Origin of the sequence: Microbispora rosea, from assembly GCF_044460045.1 — a bacterium.
In the GTDB taxonomy this organism is placed as follows: domain Bacteria; phylum Actinomycetota; class Actinomycetes; order Streptosporangiales; family Streptosporangiaceae; genus Microbispora; species Microbispora rosea.
In genome coordinates, this window is record NZ_JBITJO010000004.1 from 458,341 (window position 1) to 476,103 (window position 17,763).

The 17,763-nt window shown below is 71.8% G+C and carries 15 protein-coding genes; 6 read left to right on the forward strand and 9 right to left on the reverse strand.

The genetic code is table 11. From position 1 onward, the window contains the following. Positions 1–57: 57 nt before the first annotated feature. Entirely contained in the window at positions 58–777 is a 720-nt protein-coding gene (locus ACIBK1_RS19415; RefSeq protein WP_030511062.1) for a carboxymuconolactone decarboxylase family protein, read from the forward strand. Positions 778–869: 92 nt separating this feature from the next. Here the strand turns inward: ACIBK1_RS19415 and ACIBK1_RS19420 are convergent, their stop codons facing one another. Beyond that, the gene (locus ACIBK1_RS19420) at positions 870–2,435 is read right to left on the reverse strand and encodes a glycoside hydrolase family 10 protein (protein ID WP_030511061.1); all 1,566 of its coding nucleotides are present in this window, start codon (positions 2,433–2,435) and stop codon (positions 870–872) included. 243 nt (positions 2,436–2,678) lie between these two features. Here ACIBK1_RS19420 and ACIBK1_RS19425 point away from each other — a divergent pair, with 243 nt between their 5' ends. Further along, positions 2,679–3,578, forward strand: coding sequence for a MurR/RpiR family transcriptional regulator (locus tag ACIBK1_RS19425; protein ID WP_363529068.1), 900 nt, complete (start codon positions 2,679–2,681; stop codon positions 3,576–3,578). 42 nt (positions 3,579–3,620) lie between these two features. On the opposite strand, the gene murQ is transcribed toward ACIBK1_RS19425, so the two are convergent. From murQ to ACIBK1_RS19455, 6 genes are all read right to left on the reverse strand, one after another. Next, entirely contained in the window at positions 3,621–4,574 is a 954-nt protein-coding gene (gene murQ, locus ACIBK1_RS19430; RefSeq protein ID WP_051762390.1) for an N-acetylmuramic acid 6-phosphate etherase, read from the reverse strand. A gap of 66 nt (positions 4,575–4,640) precedes the next feature. Then, entirely contained in the window at positions 4,641–5,645 is a 1,005-nt protein-coding gene (locus ACIBK1_RS19435) for an ABC transporter ATP-binding protein (RefSeq protein ID WP_030511058.1), read from the reverse strand. Next, positions 5,642–6,673 carry an ABC transporter ATP-binding protein gene (locus ACIBK1_RS19440; RefSeq protein ID WP_396736584.1) on the reverse strand — a complete coding sequence of 344 codons (1,032 nt, stop codon included), beginning with the start codon at positions 6,671–6,673 and terminating at the stop codon, positions 5,642–5,644. Before ACIBK1_RS19440 ends, ACIBK1_RS19435 begins: the two co-directional genes overlap by 4 nt. Before the next feature lie 2 nt (positions 6,674–6,675). Then, a complete protein-coding gene (locus tag ACIBK1_RS19445; RefSeq protein WP_396736587.1) occupies positions 6,676–7,578 on the reverse strand; it encodes an ABC transporter permease in 903 nt (300 codons plus the stop codon). Continuing rightward, complete coding sequence (locus ACIBK1_RS19450; protein ID WP_396736590.1) at positions 7,575–8,582, reverse strand: ABC transporter permease; 1,008 nt, start codon at positions 8,580–8,582, stop codon at positions 7,575–7,577. The genes ACIBK1_RS19445 and ACIBK1_RS19450 overlap by 4 nt, the downstream gene beginning before the upstream one ends. A 3-nt stretch (positions 8,583–8,585) precedes the next feature. Then, on the reverse strand, positions 8,586–10,400 hold the full coding sequence (locus ACIBK1_RS19455; protein ID WP_076443208.1) for an ABC transporter substrate-binding protein: 1,815 nt from the start codon (positions 10,398–10,400) through the stop codon (positions 8,586–8,588). A gap of 258 nt (positions 10,401–10,658) precedes the next feature. On the opposite strand from ACIBK1_RS19455, the gene ACIBK1_RS19460 reads away from it, so the two are divergent. The 3 genes from ACIBK1_RS19460 to ACIBK1_RS19470 all read left to right on the forward strand — a co-directional run bounded on the left by ACIBK1_RS19460 (position 10,659) and on the right by ACIBK1_RS19470 (position 13,569). Then, positions 10,659–10,859 (forward strand): hypothetical protein, encoded by a 201-nt coding sequence (locus ACIBK1_RS19460; protein WP_030511053.1) that lies wholly within the window; start codon positions 10,659–10,661, stop codon positions 10,857–10,859. Between the two features lie 2 nt (positions 10,860–10,861). After that, positions 10,862–12,016 (forward strand): urease accessory protein UreH domain-containing protein, encoded by a 1,155-nt coding sequence (locus tag ACIBK1_RS19465; RefSeq protein ID WP_396736595.1) that lies wholly within the window; start codon positions 10,862–10,864, stop codon positions 12,014–12,016. Positions 12,017–12,123: 107 nt separating this feature from the next. Continuing rightward, the gene (locus ACIBK1_RS19470; RefSeq protein ID WP_396736598.1) at positions 12,124–13,569 is read left to right on the forward strand and encodes a tetratricopeptide repeat protein; all 1,446 of its coding nucleotides are present in this window, start codon (positions 12,124–12,126) and stop codon (positions 13,567–13,569) included. Between the two features lie 16 nt (positions 13,570–13,585). Here ACIBK1_RS19470 and ald read toward each other — a convergent pair whose 3' ends face one another. Together ald and ACIBK1_RS19480 are read right to left on the reverse strand one after the other, a co-directional pair. Beyond that, a complete protein-coding gene (ald, locus tag ACIBK1_RS19475) occupies positions 13,586–14,701 on the reverse strand; it encodes an alanine dehydrogenase (protein ID WP_030511050.1) in 1,116 nt (371 codons plus the stop codon). Between the two features lie 67 nt (positions 14,702–14,768). Continuing rightward, positions 14,769–16,151 (reverse strand): aspartate aminotransferase family protein, encoded by a 1,383-nt coding sequence (locus ACIBK1_RS19480; RefSeq protein WP_030511049.1) that lies wholly within the window; start codon positions 16,149–16,151, stop codon positions 14,769–14,771. Positions 16,152–16,400: 249 nt separating this feature from the next. Between ACIBK1_RS19480 and ACIBK1_RS19485 the strand changes: the two genes are divergently transcribed. Next, the gene (locus ACIBK1_RS19485; protein ID WP_156081156.1) at positions 16,401–17,753 is read left to right on the forward strand and encodes a M20/M25/M40 family metallo-hydrolase; all 1,353 of its coding nucleotides are present in this window, start codon (positions 16,401–16,403) and stop codon (positions 17,751–17,753) included. Positions 17,754–17,763 lie beyond the last annotated feature (10 nt).

A 17,763-nucleotide genomic window follows, 5' to 3' on the forward strand; every position in this document is an offset into this window, starting at 1 on the left:
GACGATCATCACGCTACAGTCGTAGCGCTACGACCGTTCACCCAAGGAGTGATCCCCGTGACCGTCCACACCTCCACGGACTTCGACACGATCAACGAGATGGACCCGGTGTTCGCCCAGATGGCGGCCGCCAGCGTCGGGCACTGCTGGGCGGTGCCCGAGCTGACCGACCGCGAGAAGGTGTTCCTGGCCCTGGCGGCGGACGTCTGCCAGCCGGCCCTCGGGTTCCCCTTCGAGATGCACGTCCGCGCGGGCCTGCAGCGCGGCGTGTCCACCGCGGACATGCGGGCGCTGCTGCGCCTGATCTCCTACGACAGCGGGTATGTCGCGGCGCTGGCCGCGCTGGAGCGGCTCGCCGGGATCGAGGCCGCCGCCGGGCTCCCCCGTCCGGACGCCGAGCCGCTGCCCGGGGACCTGCTGGAGACCGGTCCCGGCGCGGCGCCGACCCCGCTTCCCGCGCCGGTGCGGGCCGAGCTGACCGAGCTCGACCCGTACTTCCTGGAGTATTTCGACCTTCAGTCGCGGATGCGGGGCGTCCAGGGTCCGGGCACGCTGAGCATCCGCGAGCGGGCGTTCGTGACGATGAGCGTCGACGTGCACTACCAGACGCTGGACGAGACGTTCCGCATCCACGTCGGCCGCGCCCTGGGAGCCGGCGCGACCCACGAGGACGTGCGGGCCGTGCTGCGCTTCAACGCGCAGTTCGGGGCGACCCGGGCATGGCAGGCGTGGAAAGCGCTCAACGCCTGTCTCGCCGAGCTCACCCCCGTCCGCTGACGACCGCCGACGCACGCCTGCCGAGCCTGCCGAAGCCGTAACGGCCACGGCCCGCGCCGCCTGACCGCGCGGACCGACGCTCGCTGTACCGGTTAGTGCGCCCTGCGTTCCTGACTCGGCTCGCTCTGGCGGGACGCCCGGTCGACCGCCGTGACGTGATAGCGGTGGCCGGGCGCGCCGCCGGGATCGACCCAGCGGACGTGCCTGCCCGCCGGGACGACCGCGACCAGGTGCGCCGCGTCGGCGAAGTCCTGCCGCCGGGCGGGCCGGTCGAACCGGAAGACGGCGAACTGGAACGGGGCGCGGGGTCCGGTGGCCTCGACGTGCAGCTCCACGCCCCCGCTCACGCGGCGGGCCGAGGCGAGCACGGGACGACGCGGCGGCTCGCCGCCCGCGAGCCTGGGCAGCAGCGGCGCGAGCGCCGGACGCGTGTAGTGCCCGCTCACGACCGCGCCGATCGACCCGAGCCGGTCGTCGCGGACGTCGGCGGCGTTGTACCAGATGTCCCCGCCGACCTCCGGATGGTCGCGGTTGAGCGTGAGGTGCCGGGACAGCTCGTCCGGCTGGAACCACTCCGCGGGCTGCCCGGCCGTCCCCGCCTTGTACGCCGCCTGGCCGATCCACAGCTGCACGCCTGTGCCGGCGGCCACGCCGGACCACCACGGAACCAGCTTGGCGTAGTCGGCGTTCGACTGGCCGATGTACCAGTAGAGCTGCGGCGCGATGTAGTCGAGCCAGCCCTTCTTCACCCACCCGCGGGTGTCGGCGTGCAGGTTGTCGTACGACTGGCCGCCGCTGGTGTCGGAGCCCAGCGGGTCGGTGGCCTTGTTGCGCCAGATGCCCGACGGGCCGATGCCCCAGATCACCTCGGGCTTGGCCTGCCGCACGCGCTGCTGCATCTCCCGCACCAGCAGGTCGACGTTGTCGCGCCGCCACGAGGCCAGGTCCGGGAAGCCCGCGCCGTACGCCGCGTAGGCCGCGCCGTCGTCGAACGCCGTGGTGTTGACCGGGTAGAAGTAGTCGTCGAAGTGCACGCCGTCGATGTCGTAGCGGGTGACGGCGTCCATCATCGCGTCCTGCACGAACGCCCGGACCTCGGGGATGCCGGGGTTGTAGTAGAGCTTCCCGCCGTACGGGACGATCCACTCGGGATGGCGGCGGCCGGGGTGGTCGGGGTGCAGCTTGGCCGGGTCCGCCTGCATCGACACGCGGTAGGGGTTGAACCAGGCGTGGAACGCCAGGCCCCTCCGGTGGGCCGCCTCGACGGCGAAGCCCAGCGGGTCGTAGCCCGGGTCCTGCCCCTGGACCCCGGTGAGGTACTGCGACCACGGCTCGTACGGGGACGGCCAGAAGGCGTCGGCGGTCGGCCTGATCTGCACGAACACGGAGTTGAGCCGGCGCGCCACGGCCAGGTCGAGCCAGGCCTCGAACTCGGCCTGCTGCTTCTCGGGCGTCAGTCCCGTCGTGGACGGCCAGTTGATGTTGACGACCGAGGCGATCCACATGCCGCGCATCTGGCGCAGCGGCGGGACGTACCCGGCGGGAGAGGCGGAGAGGGCGGAAGCGGGGGATGCGGCGAGGGCCGGCAGCGGGACGGCCGACGCCGCGGCGGAGAGGGCCAGGCCGCGCAGCACGGCACGCCGGGAGGGGGAGCTCAATCGGACCTCCGAAGGCCGGGGGGATTCGGCGATCACGACACTGGCAGAAACTTACTTTCAGATCAATGCGGATAAAAGAAAGTGTCATCGACGTGTAATCTGCCCCAAGAGGTCCTCATGGGAGACGTCGGCGGGCATCCAGGTCACGCCGCACATGTCTCGACATGTGGACTTCTGGTCCGTTGTCCCGCACCGGCGGACGCATGGATCTAAGCTGATCGCGCACAGGAGAGGCTGCAGGTGATGAACGAGAACGAGGGCGCCGCACCGGTCAACCCGATCGCGACGGTGCGCGCGGTGTTGCCCTCGCTCACCCCCGCCGCCCAGACCATCGCGCGCCTCATCCTCGACGACCCCGCCATGGTGGCCCGCAGCACCATCACGGAGATCAGCGCGGTCTCGGGGATCAGCGAGGCGACGATCGTGCGGACGGCACGGGCGCTGGGCTTCGCCGGCTACTCCCAGCTGCGGTTCGCCCTCGCGGCGGCCGTGGCCAGGGACACCCCCGAGCGGCTCGTGCCCGGCGACCTCGCCCCGGACGATCCCCTCACCGACGTGATCGCCAAGGTCACCCGGGCCGAGTCGCAGGCGCTCGCCGACACGGCGGCCCAGCTCAACCCCGACGGCCTCGGCGCGGTCGTGGACGCCGTCGCCGGCGCCCGCCGGGTGGACGTGTACGGCGTGGGCGCCTCCGGCCTCGTCGCGGCCGACATGGCGCAGAAACTGATGCGGATCGGGCTGCCCGGCCACTACTTCACCGACGCCCACCTCGCGCTCACCAGCTCCGCGCTGCTGCGCGAGGGAGACGTGGCCGTCGGAGTGAGCTGCACCGGCGAGACCCCCGACGTGCTCGGCCCGGCGCGGGTCGCCCGCAAGGCCGGCGCGACCGTCGTGGCCATCACGAACAACCCCCGCTCGTCGCTGGCCGGACTCGCCGACCACGTCCTGATCTCCGCGGGGCGCGAGACGGCGTTCCGGCCGGGCGCGCTGGCCAGCCGGATCAGCCAGCTGCTCATCGTCGACTGCGTCTTCGTCGGCGTCGCGCAGCGCACGTTCGACACCTCCGACGCCGCCTTACGGGCGACCCGCGACGCGCTCGCCGACTATCTCGGCGATGCCCACCGCCGCGCCCGCTCGGCCTGAGCGCCCTTCCTCACTCGACCTCACTGAGTCACGGCGCGCCGATCACGCCGCCCCGCCAGCGCGGCGGGCGGCCTCCAGACGGTCGCCGTTGGCCTTCAGCAGCGCCCGGGCGCCGTCCGGGCCGAGATCGCGCTCGATCATCAGCACGGCCACCTTGACGTTCCAGTCCGCCGCCTCGAGCGCGCCCCGCGCCGCGGCGGCCCCGGCGCCGGTGATGTCGCCGACGATCCGCGTCGCCCTGCGCGTGAGCTTCTCGTTCACCGCCGAGACCTCGATCATGGCGTTCCCGTACGTCCTGCCGAGCCGGATCATCGCGATCGTGGAGATCATGTTGAGCACGAGCTTCTGGGCGGTCCCCGCCTTGAGCCGGGTCGAGCCGGCCACCACCTCGGGGCCGACGACCACCTCGATCGGATGCTCGGCCCGCTCCGACAGCGGCGACCCCGGGTTGCAGGACAGGCTCACGGTCAGCGCACCGCGGCGCGCGGCCTCGTCCAGCGCCCCGAGCACGAACGGCGCGCGGCCGCTGGCGGAGATCCCCACCAGCGAGTCGAGCGGGCCCAGGCCCCGGTCGGCGATGGCCGCCGCCCCGCCGTCGTGGTCGTCCTCGGCGCCCTCCACCGATCGGGTCAGCGCGGCCTCGCCGCCCGCGATGACGCCCTGCACGAGTTCGGGGTCGGTGCCGAAGGTCGGCGGACACTCCGAGGCGTCGAGCACGCCCAGCCTGCCGGACGTCCCCGCCCCCACGTAGAACAGGCGTCCGCCCCGCGCCATCCGGCCGGCGATCGCGTCGATGGCGGCCGAGACGGCCGGAACGGCCGTGGCCACCGCGCCGGGCACCGTGGCGTCGGCCGCGTTCATCAGGCGGGCGATCTCCTCGGTCGGCAGCCGGTCGATGTCGCGATAACGCGGATCGCTCCGCTCGGTGTAGAGCTCGCTCTGCTCGGTGTAAAGCTCGCTGTGCTCGGTGGACAGGCCCGTCAGTGGGTCAGTCATCTTGTCCCTGTCGTCGGTTTCCATCTCCGGCCTCCCCCGCTCGCCGTACGCGTCCGGAACGACTCCTCACCGGCGGCTCACCGGCAGGGCGACCACGCTGCGGCGCTCGGGATGGAAGCAGGCGTGCTCCTGCGGCATGCCGCCGTCCCGGCCGAGCGCGGGCCGCTCGCGTTCGCACCGCTCGGTCCTGAACGGGCAGCGCGGCGCGAACAGGCACCCGTCGGGGTGCTCCCCCGGCGCCTCCACCGGCACGACCCGCTGCTCGCCCGGCGACTCCAGGCCGTGCAGCACCGGGATGGCCGACAGCAGCGCCTGCGTGTAGGGATGCACCGGGGCCGAGATGACGGTCTCGACCGGGCCGCGTTCGACCACCTGGCCGCGGTAGATGACGTACAGCTCGCCGTCGGTGCCGATGTAGCGGGCCGTCGCCACGTCGTGCGTGATGAAAAGCACGCTCACCCCGAGCCGTTCGCGCAGGTCCTTCAGCAGCGCGAGGATGCCCAGGCGCAGCGACACGTCGATCATCGAGACGGCCTCGTCGGCGACCAGGACCTCGGGATCGACGGTGAGCGCGCGAGCGATCACCACGCGCTGGCGCATGCCGCCCGACAGCTGGTGGGGATAGCGCGGCAGCACGTAGCCCGGGTCGAGCCCGACCAGCCCGAGCAGCTCCCGGGCCCGCTCGTCCGCCCATGAGCGCGGCCTGCCGGTCTGCCTCGCCCGCAGCGCGAGCGGCGCGGCCAGGGCCTGGTGGATCGTGCGCGTCGGGTTCAGCGCGGAGTACGGGTCCTGGTGGATGAGCTGCACCCGGCGGAAGTACGGCTGCCGCCTGCGGTGGCTCAGCGACGACATCGCCACGTCGTCGATGACGATCTCCCCGGAGTCGCAGGTCTCCAGCCCGGCGATGATCCGGCCGAGCGTGGTCTTGCCGCAGCCCGACTCGCCGATGAACGAGACCGCGCCGCCCTTCGGAATGGCGAAGTCCACGCCGCGCAGCGCGGGCACCTCCCGGGCGCCGAGCACGCCGCCTCGCTGCCGGAACGTCTTCGTGATGCCGATCCCGCCGATCACGCCTGGTCCTCCCCCGTCGCGGCCGCCACGGCCGGTCTGTCCCCGTCGTCGTCCCGTACGGCGTGGCAGGCCGCCGACCGGGAGCCCGAAACGACCACCGGTGGCCGGCCGGTCTCGCACACGTCCATGCGCAGCGGGCAGCGCTCGCGGAACACGCACCCGTCGGCTGGGATGTCGGCCAGCGTCGGCGGTCGGCCCGGCAGGGCGTGCGCCTCGCCGATGTCGCCGACGAGTCGCGGGATGGCCCCGAGCAGCCCCCGCGTGTACGGGTGGCGCGGCCCGGCCAGCACCTCCCGGGTGGGCCCCTGCTCGGCCACGCGCCCGCCGTACATGACCGCGAGCCGGTCGGCGACCTCGGCCACCACCCCGAGGTCGTGGGTGATGACGAGCGTGGTGAGCCCGCGCTCGGCGTGCACCTCCCGCACGATGCGCAGGATCGTCGCCTGCGTGATCATGTCGAGCGCGGTCGTGGGCTCGTCCAGCACGACGATGCGGGCGTTCAGCACCAGGGCCAGCATGATGCCGACCCGCTGGCGCATGCCGCCCGACAGCTCGTGCTGGTAGGAGTCGAGCACCCGGGCGCCGTCCAGGCCCATCCGGCCGAGCAGGTCGCGGGCGTCGGCCAGCAGGCCGCGCACGTCCTCGACGCCGTGAGAGCGGCCCAGGTCGAGCACCTGTTTGCCGACCGTCTTGAGCGGGTTGAGGGAGTTCTGCGCCGCCTGGAAGACGTACCCGACGTGCCGTCCCCGGGCTCGGCGCAGCCCCTCGCCGCCGAGCGCGACGACGTCGCCGAGTCCGTCGATCTCGACGCTGCCCGCCGCGATCCTGCCGGGCGGCTGCACGGCGTTGAGCAGCGCGAGCGCGAGCGTGGACTTGCCGGACCCCGACTCGCCGACGACCCCGGTGATCGTGCCGGGCGCGAGGTCGAGGTCGACGCCGGACACCGCGGGCAGCTCGCCGGCCGGAGTGCGGTAGACCACGGTCAGCCCGCGAATCCGCACGCCGGGAGGACTCTGCTCGGGAGCCATGCTCACTCCTCCCGCAGCCGGGGGTTGAAGATCTCGTCCATCGCGTCCACGACCAGCACGATGCCGAGCGTGAGCAGCAGGATCGCCAGCAGCGGCGCCAGCAGGTACGGCAGTGCGGCCGTCGTGGTCAGCGCGCCGCCGCCGAAGACGGCGAGGTTGAGCATGACGCCCCAGTTGTTCGCCTCGAACGGCAGCACCCCCAGGAAGAACAGGCCCACCTGCGCGTAGACCGCGCCGGTCACCGCGATGAGCGCGTTCATCGCGATGTACGGAGCCATGCCGGGCAGCAGCTCCCTGCCGACGATGTGCGTCGTGGACAGCCCGAGCCCCCGGGCGGCCTCGATGAAGCCGCGCTCGCGCAGCGACAGCGTCTGCGACCGCACGGCCCGGGCCACACCGCCCCAGCCGAGCAGCCCGAGCACCAGGCCCATCTCGACGGCGGCGGTGAACTTCCACACCGTCGACAGCACCAGCAGCAGCGGCAGCCCCGGGATCGTGAGCTTCATGTCGGTGAACCGCATGAGCACGGTGTCCCAGCGGCCCCGCCGGAACCCGGCGAACAGCCCGACGCCCGCGCCGACGACGACCGTGATGACGGCCGTCACGACGGCGGTCAGCAGGACGTACCGGGTGCCGGTGACGACGAGGGCGAGCACGTCCGTGCCCTCGAAGTCGGTGCCGAACGGATGCCGCAGGCTCGGCGACGCGTAGAGCGCGCTCGTGTCGCGGGGCAGGGGATCGGGGTAGAGCATCGGCCCGAGGATCCCCATGAGGGCGAACACCGCGAGGATGAGCGCCCCGGCCATCCGGCTCGGCTTGCGCCGCATGACCCGCCAGACGCCCCGCCAGAAGTTGCGGCGGATCGCCGCGGCGGCCCCCGCCTCCGGCACGATGGTCGCGCTCATGCCGTCTCCCCTCCGCTGCGTACCCGGGGGTCGATGACCGTGTAGAGGAGGTCGGCGGCGATGTTCGCGACGACGATCGCCGTCGTGATGAGCAGGAACGCCCCGCCCATCAGCGAGTAGTCGCGGTTGTTGACGCTGTCGATGAGCATCAGCCCCAGGCCCGGGTAGTTGAAGATGCGCTCGATGAAGATCGCGCCGCCGAAGAGCAGGCCCAGCGAGAGCGCCAGGATCGTGAACAGCGGCAGGATCGCGTTGCGCGCGACGTAACGGAAGACGATCGACCGCTTCATCCCGCGCAGCTCGGCGGCCAGGATGAAGTCGTCGCCGAGCACGGTGACCACGCTCGACTTCATCGCGAGGATCCACCCGCCGTAACCGGCCAGCGCGTACGTGACGACCGGCAGGGTGGCGTGCTGGACCAGCGAGCCGATGTAGTCGGCGGTGAAGCCGGGGTCGATCATGATGTCGGCCGTCCCCCCGGCGGGGAGGATCGGGACCAACGTGGTGAAGATCGCCCCCAGCAGCAGCGCCAGCACATACTGCGGGACCCCGTGCAGCAGCGATCCGGAGATCGCGAGCAGGTCGCCCAGCACGCCGGTCCGTTTGATCGCCGCGTAGACGCCCATGACGACACCGGCGAGGAAGCTCAGCAGCGTCCCGGTGAGCACCGGGATCACCGTCCACTTGGCGGCCGAGAACAGCACGGTGGACACGCCGGCGCCGGGCACGGACAGCGACTGCCCGAGGTCGAGGTGGGCCAGGCCGCCCATGTAGCCGAGGTACTGCTCCCACAGGCTGCCCTTCGGCGTGAAGCCGTACAGCGCCTCGACCGCGCGCTGGGCGGCGTCGGGGGCCATGCCCTGCTCGACGAGCTTCTGGTAGCGAGCCGCGAGCGGGTCGCCCGGGACGCTCCTGATGATCAGAAAACTGATCGTCGTGACGACCAGGATCATGACGAACCCGCGGGCCACGTGGCCCGCGAGCCGCCGGAGGAGAACCGCCATGGACTACTGCTTCTTCTTGATCAGGCCGAGCTGGATCCAGACGCCGGAGGGCTGGCGCAGCAGGTCGCTCTCGTCTTCGGGGAAGCCGGTAAAGCGGTTGGTGTTGACGAACTGCGTGTTCACGTAGTCCCAGAGCTGGATCACCGGAAGATCCTGGTTGGCCGCCTTGGCGAGCTTGGCGATGACGGCCTTCTGCTCGTCACCCGTGACGCTGTTGAGCTGGGCCGTCAGCTCACCGGGGTTGACCGCGCCAACGCCCTCGACGTCGATCGTCTCTGGGCCGCCCATCCAGTTGCCGTCCTTGCCCGCGGACGAGTGCTTGACCTTGCCGCCGAGGATGTTCCACCCGTTGGAGGAGCCGTACAGGCGCTGGAAGATGTTGTACGGCGCGGGGCCGAGCGCGATGAGCCAGAAGCCGAGGTCGTACTTGCCCTCGTTGAGCTCGGACAGGTAGAGCGGATAGTCGGCCGTGGTCACCACCTCGGCGTCCACGCCGGCCGTGGCGAGTTGGCTGGTGATGGCCTTGGCCGCGGAGACCCAGTCGGAGAACGGCGCGGGGATGTGGATCGTCACCTTCCACGGCTTGCCGTCGGCCAGCGCCCACTTGCCGTCCTTCTTCTGGAGGCCGGCCTCGGTGAACTCCTTGTCCGCCCTGGCCGGGTCCAGCGCGTACGGCTCCAGCGCGTCGAGTTCGGCGCCGAGCCATTCCCTGGCGGCCTTCTGGTGGATGCCCGAAGTGGTCACGGCCGCCGTGCCGCCCTCGGGAGAGGCGATCTGCGTGACCTCCTCCCGGTTGATCAGGTATGCCAGCCCGCGCCGCACATGCACGTTGTCGTACGGCTTCTTCGCCTGGTTGAACGCCAGCGCGACGGCCACCGGGGAGTAGCCCTTGATCACCTGGTTGCCGGGCGTCGCCTTGATGCGCTTCATCACGTCGGCGGGCACCGCGGTGAACGGGGCGTTGTCGAGCGTGCCGGAGGTCAGGTAGTTCCAGATCTGCTCGTTCCCCGTGGTGTTGAGCAGCTTGAGCTGGTCGGGCGCGACGTTGGCGGCGTTGTAGAAGTTCTTGTTCTTCACCAGCAGCGCCTCGCCGGGGTTCATCCGCTTGAGGACGAACGGGCCGGCCGACACGTCCTGGGCCGGAGCGAACGCGAGCACCTTCTCCGACAGCGCCTTGACCTGCCCGCGCGCCGCCTCGGCCTCGGGGCCGTCGCCGCGGGCGGCCGTGAGCGTGTCCCAGAAGCCGGCGGGAACGACGCTCTGCCACACATGTTCGGGCACCACGAAGGCGTCCATGACCCCCCGCACGAACGTGACACTGGGGTTCTTCATGTCCTGAGTGATTTTGATCGTCTTGTCGTCGACGATTTCGACGTCCGAGGCGGCGCCGGCCGCGCCGGGGTCGACCGCGAAGGCGGTGCTGCCCTGGGTGTAGGCGAGCGCGATGGAGAACTTCACGTCCTCGGCAGTGACCGGCTGCCCGTCGGACCACTTGTTGCCCGGCTGGAGGTGAAGGGTGATGGAGGAGTTGTCCGGCGCGATGTCCCAGCTCGCCGCGATGCCCGGGTAGAACTGGTTCGGGTCGGTGAGGGTGTTCTTCGCCCAGGCGATCCTCATCGCGTTGTAGCCCCAGAACGCGTTGCCCTTGGGGTTCCACGGGTTGATCGGCGCGTTGACGTCGAGCGACGGCTTGTTGATGTCGACCGTGGTGTAGACGCCGCCACCGCCGCCTGTGGAGTTCCCGCTCGTGCCGCCGCCGCTGCATGCCGCGACGGCGGCGAGGCCGAGCAACGCCGCGACCGCTGTCAGACGTTTCATTGACCGCTCCGGGGGGTTGTTCTGATGCGGATCTTGACCGGACCTTACGCGGCGGCCCAAGCGCAGGTCAATAAACTGCAAAACTCGTGAGTGTTCTGCAACTTTCCTTCATATGGATCACGGCGAAACCGAGCGCCGCGATCGGGCGCCGGGAGTGGCGGTCTTCTCTCCGGCCGGTCAGCGAACTGTTACTGGTCGCCGCCATGCGATCACATTACGTTGCGAGCAAAGGCACCCCGCCCCACGAGGAGGACCGGCGTGAAGTCCATCGCCCGATTCTGTGGCAACTGCAGCTGCGGCTGCCCCGAGCTGTTCGTGGACGCCTCCGCCCCGGCGGAGCGTCAGGTCGTCATCACCGATGACTTCGGCCAGAAGGTGGAGATGAGCATCGACCAGCTCGGCTCGCTCGTGGAGGCGGCGAAGACCGGCGCGCTGGACGACCTCGCGCTCACCGGCTGACCGTGAACGCGGCCGCCCTGTTCGCCGGGGGCCTCGCCGCAGGCCTGGCCGCGGGCACGGCGTCATGCACCGCGGTCCAGGGCGGCCTCCTCATCGGCCTGGTCGCCCGGCCCGGCGACCGCAGCGGCCCGTCCCGCGGCTTCGCGCCGGTGGCGGCGTTCCTGACCGGCAGGCTCGCCGCCCACACCGCCCTCGGGGCGCTGCTCGGACTGGCGGGCGCGGCCGTCCAGGTCGGCCCGCGCACCCGCGCGGCGCTGCTCGTCGCCGCCGGAACCGCGGTGGTCGTGCTCGCCGTACGGATGCTCCGCCGCCGCGAGGCGGGCTGCGCACCGGAGAGGAAGGCGCCCGCCGCGGCACGCGGCGACCCCGACGGATGCGTGTGTCCGGACGGCGGGCACGGACAGGGCGCCGCACCACCGGGTCGCGTACCCAGCCCACCACTGGACAGCGCCCCCAGCCCACTACTTCACAGCGCGCCCGGCGCACCGCTTGACAGCGCAGCCCGCGGGACCGGCTCCCCCGGCACCGGCGCCCGCTCCCCCGCTCTTGCGCGGGCGGCGGGACTGGGCATGGCCACGATCTTCGTACCCTGCGGCGTCACGATCGGCATGGAGGTCGTGGCCGTCGGCGCGGGTTCCGCGCTGGGGGGCGCGGCCGCGCTCGCGGGGCTCGCCTTCGGCACGGCGCCCGCCTTCGCCGCCCTGGGACTGCTGCTGCGCACGCTCGTCTCGGCCAGGCTGGCCGCGCTGGCGGGGATCGCGGCCCTGGCCGCCGGGCTGTTCACGGTCGGCTCCGGGCTGCGGCTCGGCGGCTGGCTGCCGGACTTGTCCATGCCGCAGTTCGGCTCCCCCGCCGCCGCGGCGGGACGCGCCCTCACCGGAGCGGACGGCGTGCAGCGGCTCACCGTCTGGGCGACCGCGGAAGGATTCCGGCCCGGGATCGCCGTCGCCGCCGCCGGCCGGCCCGTCGAAATCGCCTTCAGGACCAAGGACAACCGGGGCTGCACGCGCACGCTCGCGATCGACGGTCACGACGTCGTGCTCCCCGTGACGGGCGAGCGCGTGGTGCGGCTTGCGGCCCGCCCGGAGGGGCGGTTGCGTTACGCCTGCGGCATGGGGATGTACGTGGGCTTCGTCAGGTTCGAGCGCTCCCCCTGACCCCTGAGCAGGGGTACTCCCGCCCGGGAAGGGTGGGAACCGGCGTCACCCCAATGTCTTGCCAATAACCCTCCGTGACGACTCGGTTACGTGTCACCCTGTCTCCCATGACACTAGTGGGAGCGACGGAGGCGACCGCGTGGCCCGGGATACCGGTCCCGCGTACCCCTGAACCCCTGGACCCGGCCGAGGCGTACCTGGTCGACAGGGCCCGGGACGGCGACCGTGACGCGGCGCACCGGCTGGGCCGGCTGTGCGCGGAGCGCGACGACCGACTGGGCGCCCGGCACTGGTGGGAGCGGGCGGCGCGGGCGGGCAATGTCGACAGCGCCTACAACCTGGGGCTGTGGCACCGCACGCACGGGACGACCGAGGAGGCGATCGGCTGGTTCGAGCTGGCGGCGGGCACCGGCGACGCCGACGCGGCGACGAACCTGGCATCGCTGCTGCTGGAGCGGCGCGGCGACATCGACGGAGCGCGCAAGTGGTTCGAGCAGGCGGCCGAAGACGGCTCCCGCCACGCGGCCCGGCGGCTGGCCCTGCTCTGCGAGGACCAGGGCGACGGCATGGGCGCGCGGCGCTGGCACTTCAGGGCCGCCGTGGACGGCGACCTGCGCTCGGCCCACGACCTGGGGTTCCTGGGCTACGCCGCGGGCGACGAGGCCGAGGCGCTGCACTGGTGGGAGTACGCGGCGCGCGGCGGCCACGCGGAGGCCGCTTATCACATGGCCCTGCTCCTGCACGCGGTCCGCGACGAGAAGGGCGCGGAGGCGTTCTACCGGCTCGCCGCCCGCGCCGACCACGCCGGGGCGGCCTTCCGGCTCGGCGACATGGCGCTCTGCCGGGGCGACCTGCACACGGCGCGCGCCTGCTTCGAACGGGCGACGCAGACCGGCAGGCCGGACGCGCGGCGGATGGCCGGCCTCGTCTGCGCCCGGATGGACGACAAGCCGGCGGCCGCCCAATGGTATGGGCAGGCCGCGGCCGACGACCCCGAGGCCGCCTTCCGCTTCGGGCTGCTGCTCGTCGCGGACCACAACGATCTGAAGGGCGCACGCCACTGGTTCAGGCGGGCGGCCGAACGCGGGCACCACGGCGCCATGGTCGAGCTGCGGACGCTGCTGCCCCTGCTCGGCGCGTCGCCCGAGGCCGAGGAATGCCTGCTCGATCCGGCTCCGCCCTACTGGAGCCGGCCGGCGGAACCCGAGCAGGCCGCACGCGCGGAACTCGCCGTGGCCGCGGCGCGCAGGCGCGGCGACTCGGCGGCGGAGCCCGCGGACCTGGTCGAGATCCTCGGCACGTGGGATCTGGTCACCGGTGATCCCGCCGCAGTGGCCTCACCTCTCGGCGACGGGCCTGACGAGGTGGGCCCGGCGGACACGGTGAGGTGGCTCGCGCGGGCGAGCGGGGTGCACCGGGTCGCGATCGAGCACCTCGGCCTGGTGCGCGCGACGCTGCTGCGGCCGGGCACGGCCCCGTTACCCACCCCGGCCGAGGTCGAGCACGTGCTCGGCACCGCGAGGGATCTGCGCAGCCGCCTCGGACTGCGCTGATCCCCCACGTCTCCGGTCAGGCGGCGAGGATCTCCGCGACCGGCGTGTACGCCAGGTCGTGCGCCGCCGCGACCGGCGCGTTGGTGAGCACGCCGGCGTGGGTGTTGAGACCCAGGCCGAGCGCCTCGTCGCCGCGCAGCGCGTCCTTCCAGCCCTTGTCGGCGATCGTGAGGGCGTACGGCAGGGTCGCGTTGGTCAGGGCGTAGGTGGAGGTGTTGGCCACCGAGCCCGGCATGTTCGCCACGCAGTAGAACACCGACTCGTGCACGCGGAACGTCGGCTCGTCGTGCGTGGTCGGGCGGGAGTCCTCGAAGCAGCCGCCCTGGTCGATCGCGATGTCGACGAGCACGGAGCCCGGCTTCATGCGGGAGACCAGCTCGTTGGAGACGAGCGTCGGGGCCTTGGCGCCCGGGATGAGCACGGCGCCGACGACCAGGTCGGCCTCGATCACGGCCCGCTCGATCGCGTACGACGTCGAGACCAGCGTCGTCAGCCGGCCCTGGTAGATGGCGTCGATGAAGCGCAGCCGGTCGATGTTGACGTCGAGGATCGTCACGTCGGCGCCCATGCCGACGGCGATCTGCGCCGCGTTCAGACCGGAGACGCCGCCGCCGATCACGACGACCTTGGCGGGGGCCACGCCGGGCACCCCGCCGGGGAGCACGCCGCGGCCGCCGTTGAAGCGCATCAGGTTGTACGCGCCGACCTGCGGGGCCAGCCGCCCGGCGACCTCCGACATCGGGGCCAGCAGCGGCAGACCGTTGCCGACCTGGACGGTCTCGTACGCGATGGCGGTGGTGCCCGCCGCGAGCAGCGCGTCGGTGCACGGCCGGGAGGCGGCCAGGTGGAGGTAGGTGAACAGGATCTGGTCCCCGCGGAGCCGGTGGTACTCCTCCGCGATCGGCTCCTTGACCTTGAGGATCATCTCGGACTCGGCCCACACCTCGTCGGCGCTCTCGACCAGCTTGGCGCCGGCCGCGAGGTACTCCTCGTCGGTGATGTGGGAGCCGAGTCCGGCGCCGCGCTGGACGTCGACCTCGTGGCCGTGACGGACGAGCTCGTGGACGCCGGCCGGGGTGGCGGCGACGCGGTATTCGTGGTTCTTGACCTCGGCGGGCACGCCGATCTTCATGAGTTGTGTCCTTTCAAGCGGTCACTCGTCACGGTCGCCCCCTACCCGGCCGCACGAGCTCCATGGTCTACAGGCGGGCCCACGCCTCGGTGAGCACCGAACGGAGAATCGACTCGATCTCGTCGAACTCCTTGGGCCCGCAGATCAGCGGCGGGGCGAGCTGAACGACCGGGTCCCCACGGTCGTCCGCCCGGCAGTACAGGCCGGCGTCGTACAGCGCCTTCGAGAGGAAGCCGCGCAGCAGGCGCTCCGACTCCTCCTCGTTGAACGTCTGCTTGGTGGACTTGTCCTTGACCAGCTCGATCCCGTAGAAGTAGCCGGAGCCGCGGACGTCGCCGACGATCGGCAGGTCCGTCAGCCGGTCGAGAGTGGCCTTGAACACCGGCTCGTTGGCCGTGACGTGCTCCAGCAGACCCTCCCTCTCGAAGATGTCGAGGTTGGCCAGGGCGACGGCGGCCGACACCGGGTGGCCGCCGAAGGTGTAGCCGTGCGCGAAGGTCTCGGTGCCGCTCTTGAACGGCTCGAACAGCCGCTCCGAGACGATCATGGCGCCGATGGGCGAGTAACCGCTGGTCAGGCCCTTCGCACAGGTGATGATGTCCGGCACGTAGTCGAACTTCTGGCCGCCGAACATCGTGCCGAGCCGTCCGAAGGCGCAGATGACCTCGTCCGACACGAGCAGCACGTCGTGGGCGTCGCAGATTTCGCGCAGGCGCTGGAAGTATCCGGGGGGCGGCGGGAAACAGCCGCCGGCGTTCTGCACCGGCTCGACGAAGACGGCGGCCACGGTGTCCGGGCCCTCCATCTCGATGGCCTTGCCGACCTGGTCGGCGGCCCAGCGGCCGAACGCCTCGGGGTCCTTCTCCAGGCCGGGGAAGCCGGAGATCTCGTCGGCGCGGTAGAGGTTCGTGTTGGGGGCCTTGATCGCACCGGGCACCAGCGGCTCGAAGATCTGCTTGAGCGCCGGGATGCCGGTGATCGACAGCGCGCCCTGCGGCGTGCCGTGGTAGGCGATGGCCCGGCTGACGACCTTGGTCTTGAGCGGCTTGCCCTTGAGCTTGTAGTACTGCTTGGCCAGCTTCCAGGCCGACTCGACGGCCTCGCCGCCGCCGGTGGTGAAGAAGACGCGGTTGAGGTCGCCGGGGGTGAGCTCCGCGAGTCGCGCGGCGAGCTCGGCGGCCTTCGGGTGCGCGTAGGACCACAGGGGGAAGAACGCCAGCTCCTGGGCCTGCTTGGCGGCGGCCTCGGCCAGCTCGGCGCGGCCGTGGCCGACCTGGACCACGAACAGCCCGGCGAGGCCGTCGAGATACCGCTTGCCGTGGATGTCGTAGACGTAGGCGCCCTCGCCGCGCACGATCATGGGCACCTCCCCTCCCTCGTAGGAGGAGTGGCGCGTGAAGTGCATCCAGAGATTGTCCTGTGCGGCCTTGAGTACGTCGGGGCGCGTCATCGCAACCTTCCCTCAGGTGATCCGTCGCTGTTGCACAGTTTGCATGCCACTTCCGCGTTTTGCCAAGTGATTACGTGGCGTCACTGTGAAAGAAGTTCGAATTCCGTGACATCGACATGTAACGGCAACGAAATCCGTCACGGTAGATTGAGGCCGTCCAGGCCCGGGAGATGGGTCCGCCGGACCTGTGGTCAAATGGGGTCCGCCAGCCAACCTGGGCAAGATCCACGTACATCCGGGAGAAACGCCGTGACACCTGAGGAGATCGAGCGCGCCGTCGAGGAGGGCATGCCGCAGACGGTCGAGGACCTCAAGCGCCTGGTCGCCATCCCGTCCGTGGCGTTCCCCGGCCACTCCGAGGCCCCGGTCCTGGAGGCCGCGGCGCTCGTGGAGCGGCTGCTGCGCGCCGCCGGCCTCCCGCACGTCCGGCAGATCCCCATCGAGGGCAGCTTCCCCGCCGTGTTCGCCGAGGCGCCCGCCCCCGAGGGGGCCCCGACCGTGCTGCTCTACGCGCACTACGACGTGCAGCCCGCCGGTGACCTCGCCCTGTGGCGCACTCCGCCGTTCGAGCCCACGGTCGTCGACGGGATCATGCACGGCCGGGGCGCGGCCGACGACAAGAGCGGCGTCATCGCCCACGTGGCCGCCCTGCGCGCCTTCAACGGCCGGTTCCCGGTCGGCTTGAAGGTCATCATCGAGGGCCAGGAGGAGTACGCCGGCGAGCGTCTGGAGGCGTTCGTCGAGGCCAACCCCGACCTGCTGCGCGCCGACGCCATGGTCATCGCCGACGTGGGCAACCCCGAGGTGGGCGACCCCGCGATCACCACGTCGCTGCGCGGCATGGCCGCGTTCACCGTGGAGGTCCGCACGCTGGCCGAGGCCGTGCACAGCGGCTCGTTCGGCGGCGCCGCCCCCGACGCGCTGGCCGCGCTCATGCGCATGCTGACCGCCCTGCACGACGACCAGGGCAACGTACGGGTGCCCGGGCTCGAACCGGGGACCTTCCCCGGCGAGGCTCTCGGCGACGAGGAGTTCCACGCGCTCGCCGGGGTGCTCGACGGCGTGTCGCTGGTCGGCGACGGCTCGCTCGCCGACCGGCTCTGGGCGTCGTACGCGATCACCGTGACCGGGCTGGACGTGCCGACGGTGACCGGCGCGATCAACGCGGTGCAGGCGGTGGCCCGGGCCCGCGTCACGATCCGCATCCCCGCGAGCGGGGACTCCAAGCAGGCGCTGAACGACGTGACGGCCTTCCTGGAGAAGGTCGCGCCGTGGGGGGTCAAGGTCTCCTTCGGCGACTTCGTCAGCGGCTCTGGCTTCCAGATCGAGCCGGGCGGACCGGCGATGAACGCCGCGGAGCGTGCGCTGGAGCGCGCCTTCGGCCAGGCGCCGCGCCAGGTGGGCCAGGGCGGCTCGATCCCGCTGGTCGCGGCCCTCGCCCGGCAGTTCCCCAAGGCCGAGATCCTGCTGTACGGCGCCGAGGACGACGGCGCCTCGATCCACGCCCCCAACGAGCGGCTGGTGCTGGACGAACTGAAGCGGATCATCACGACCGAGGCGCTGTTCCTCGCCGAATACGGCGGCTGGCACGGCGCGGCCTGACGCCGATCGT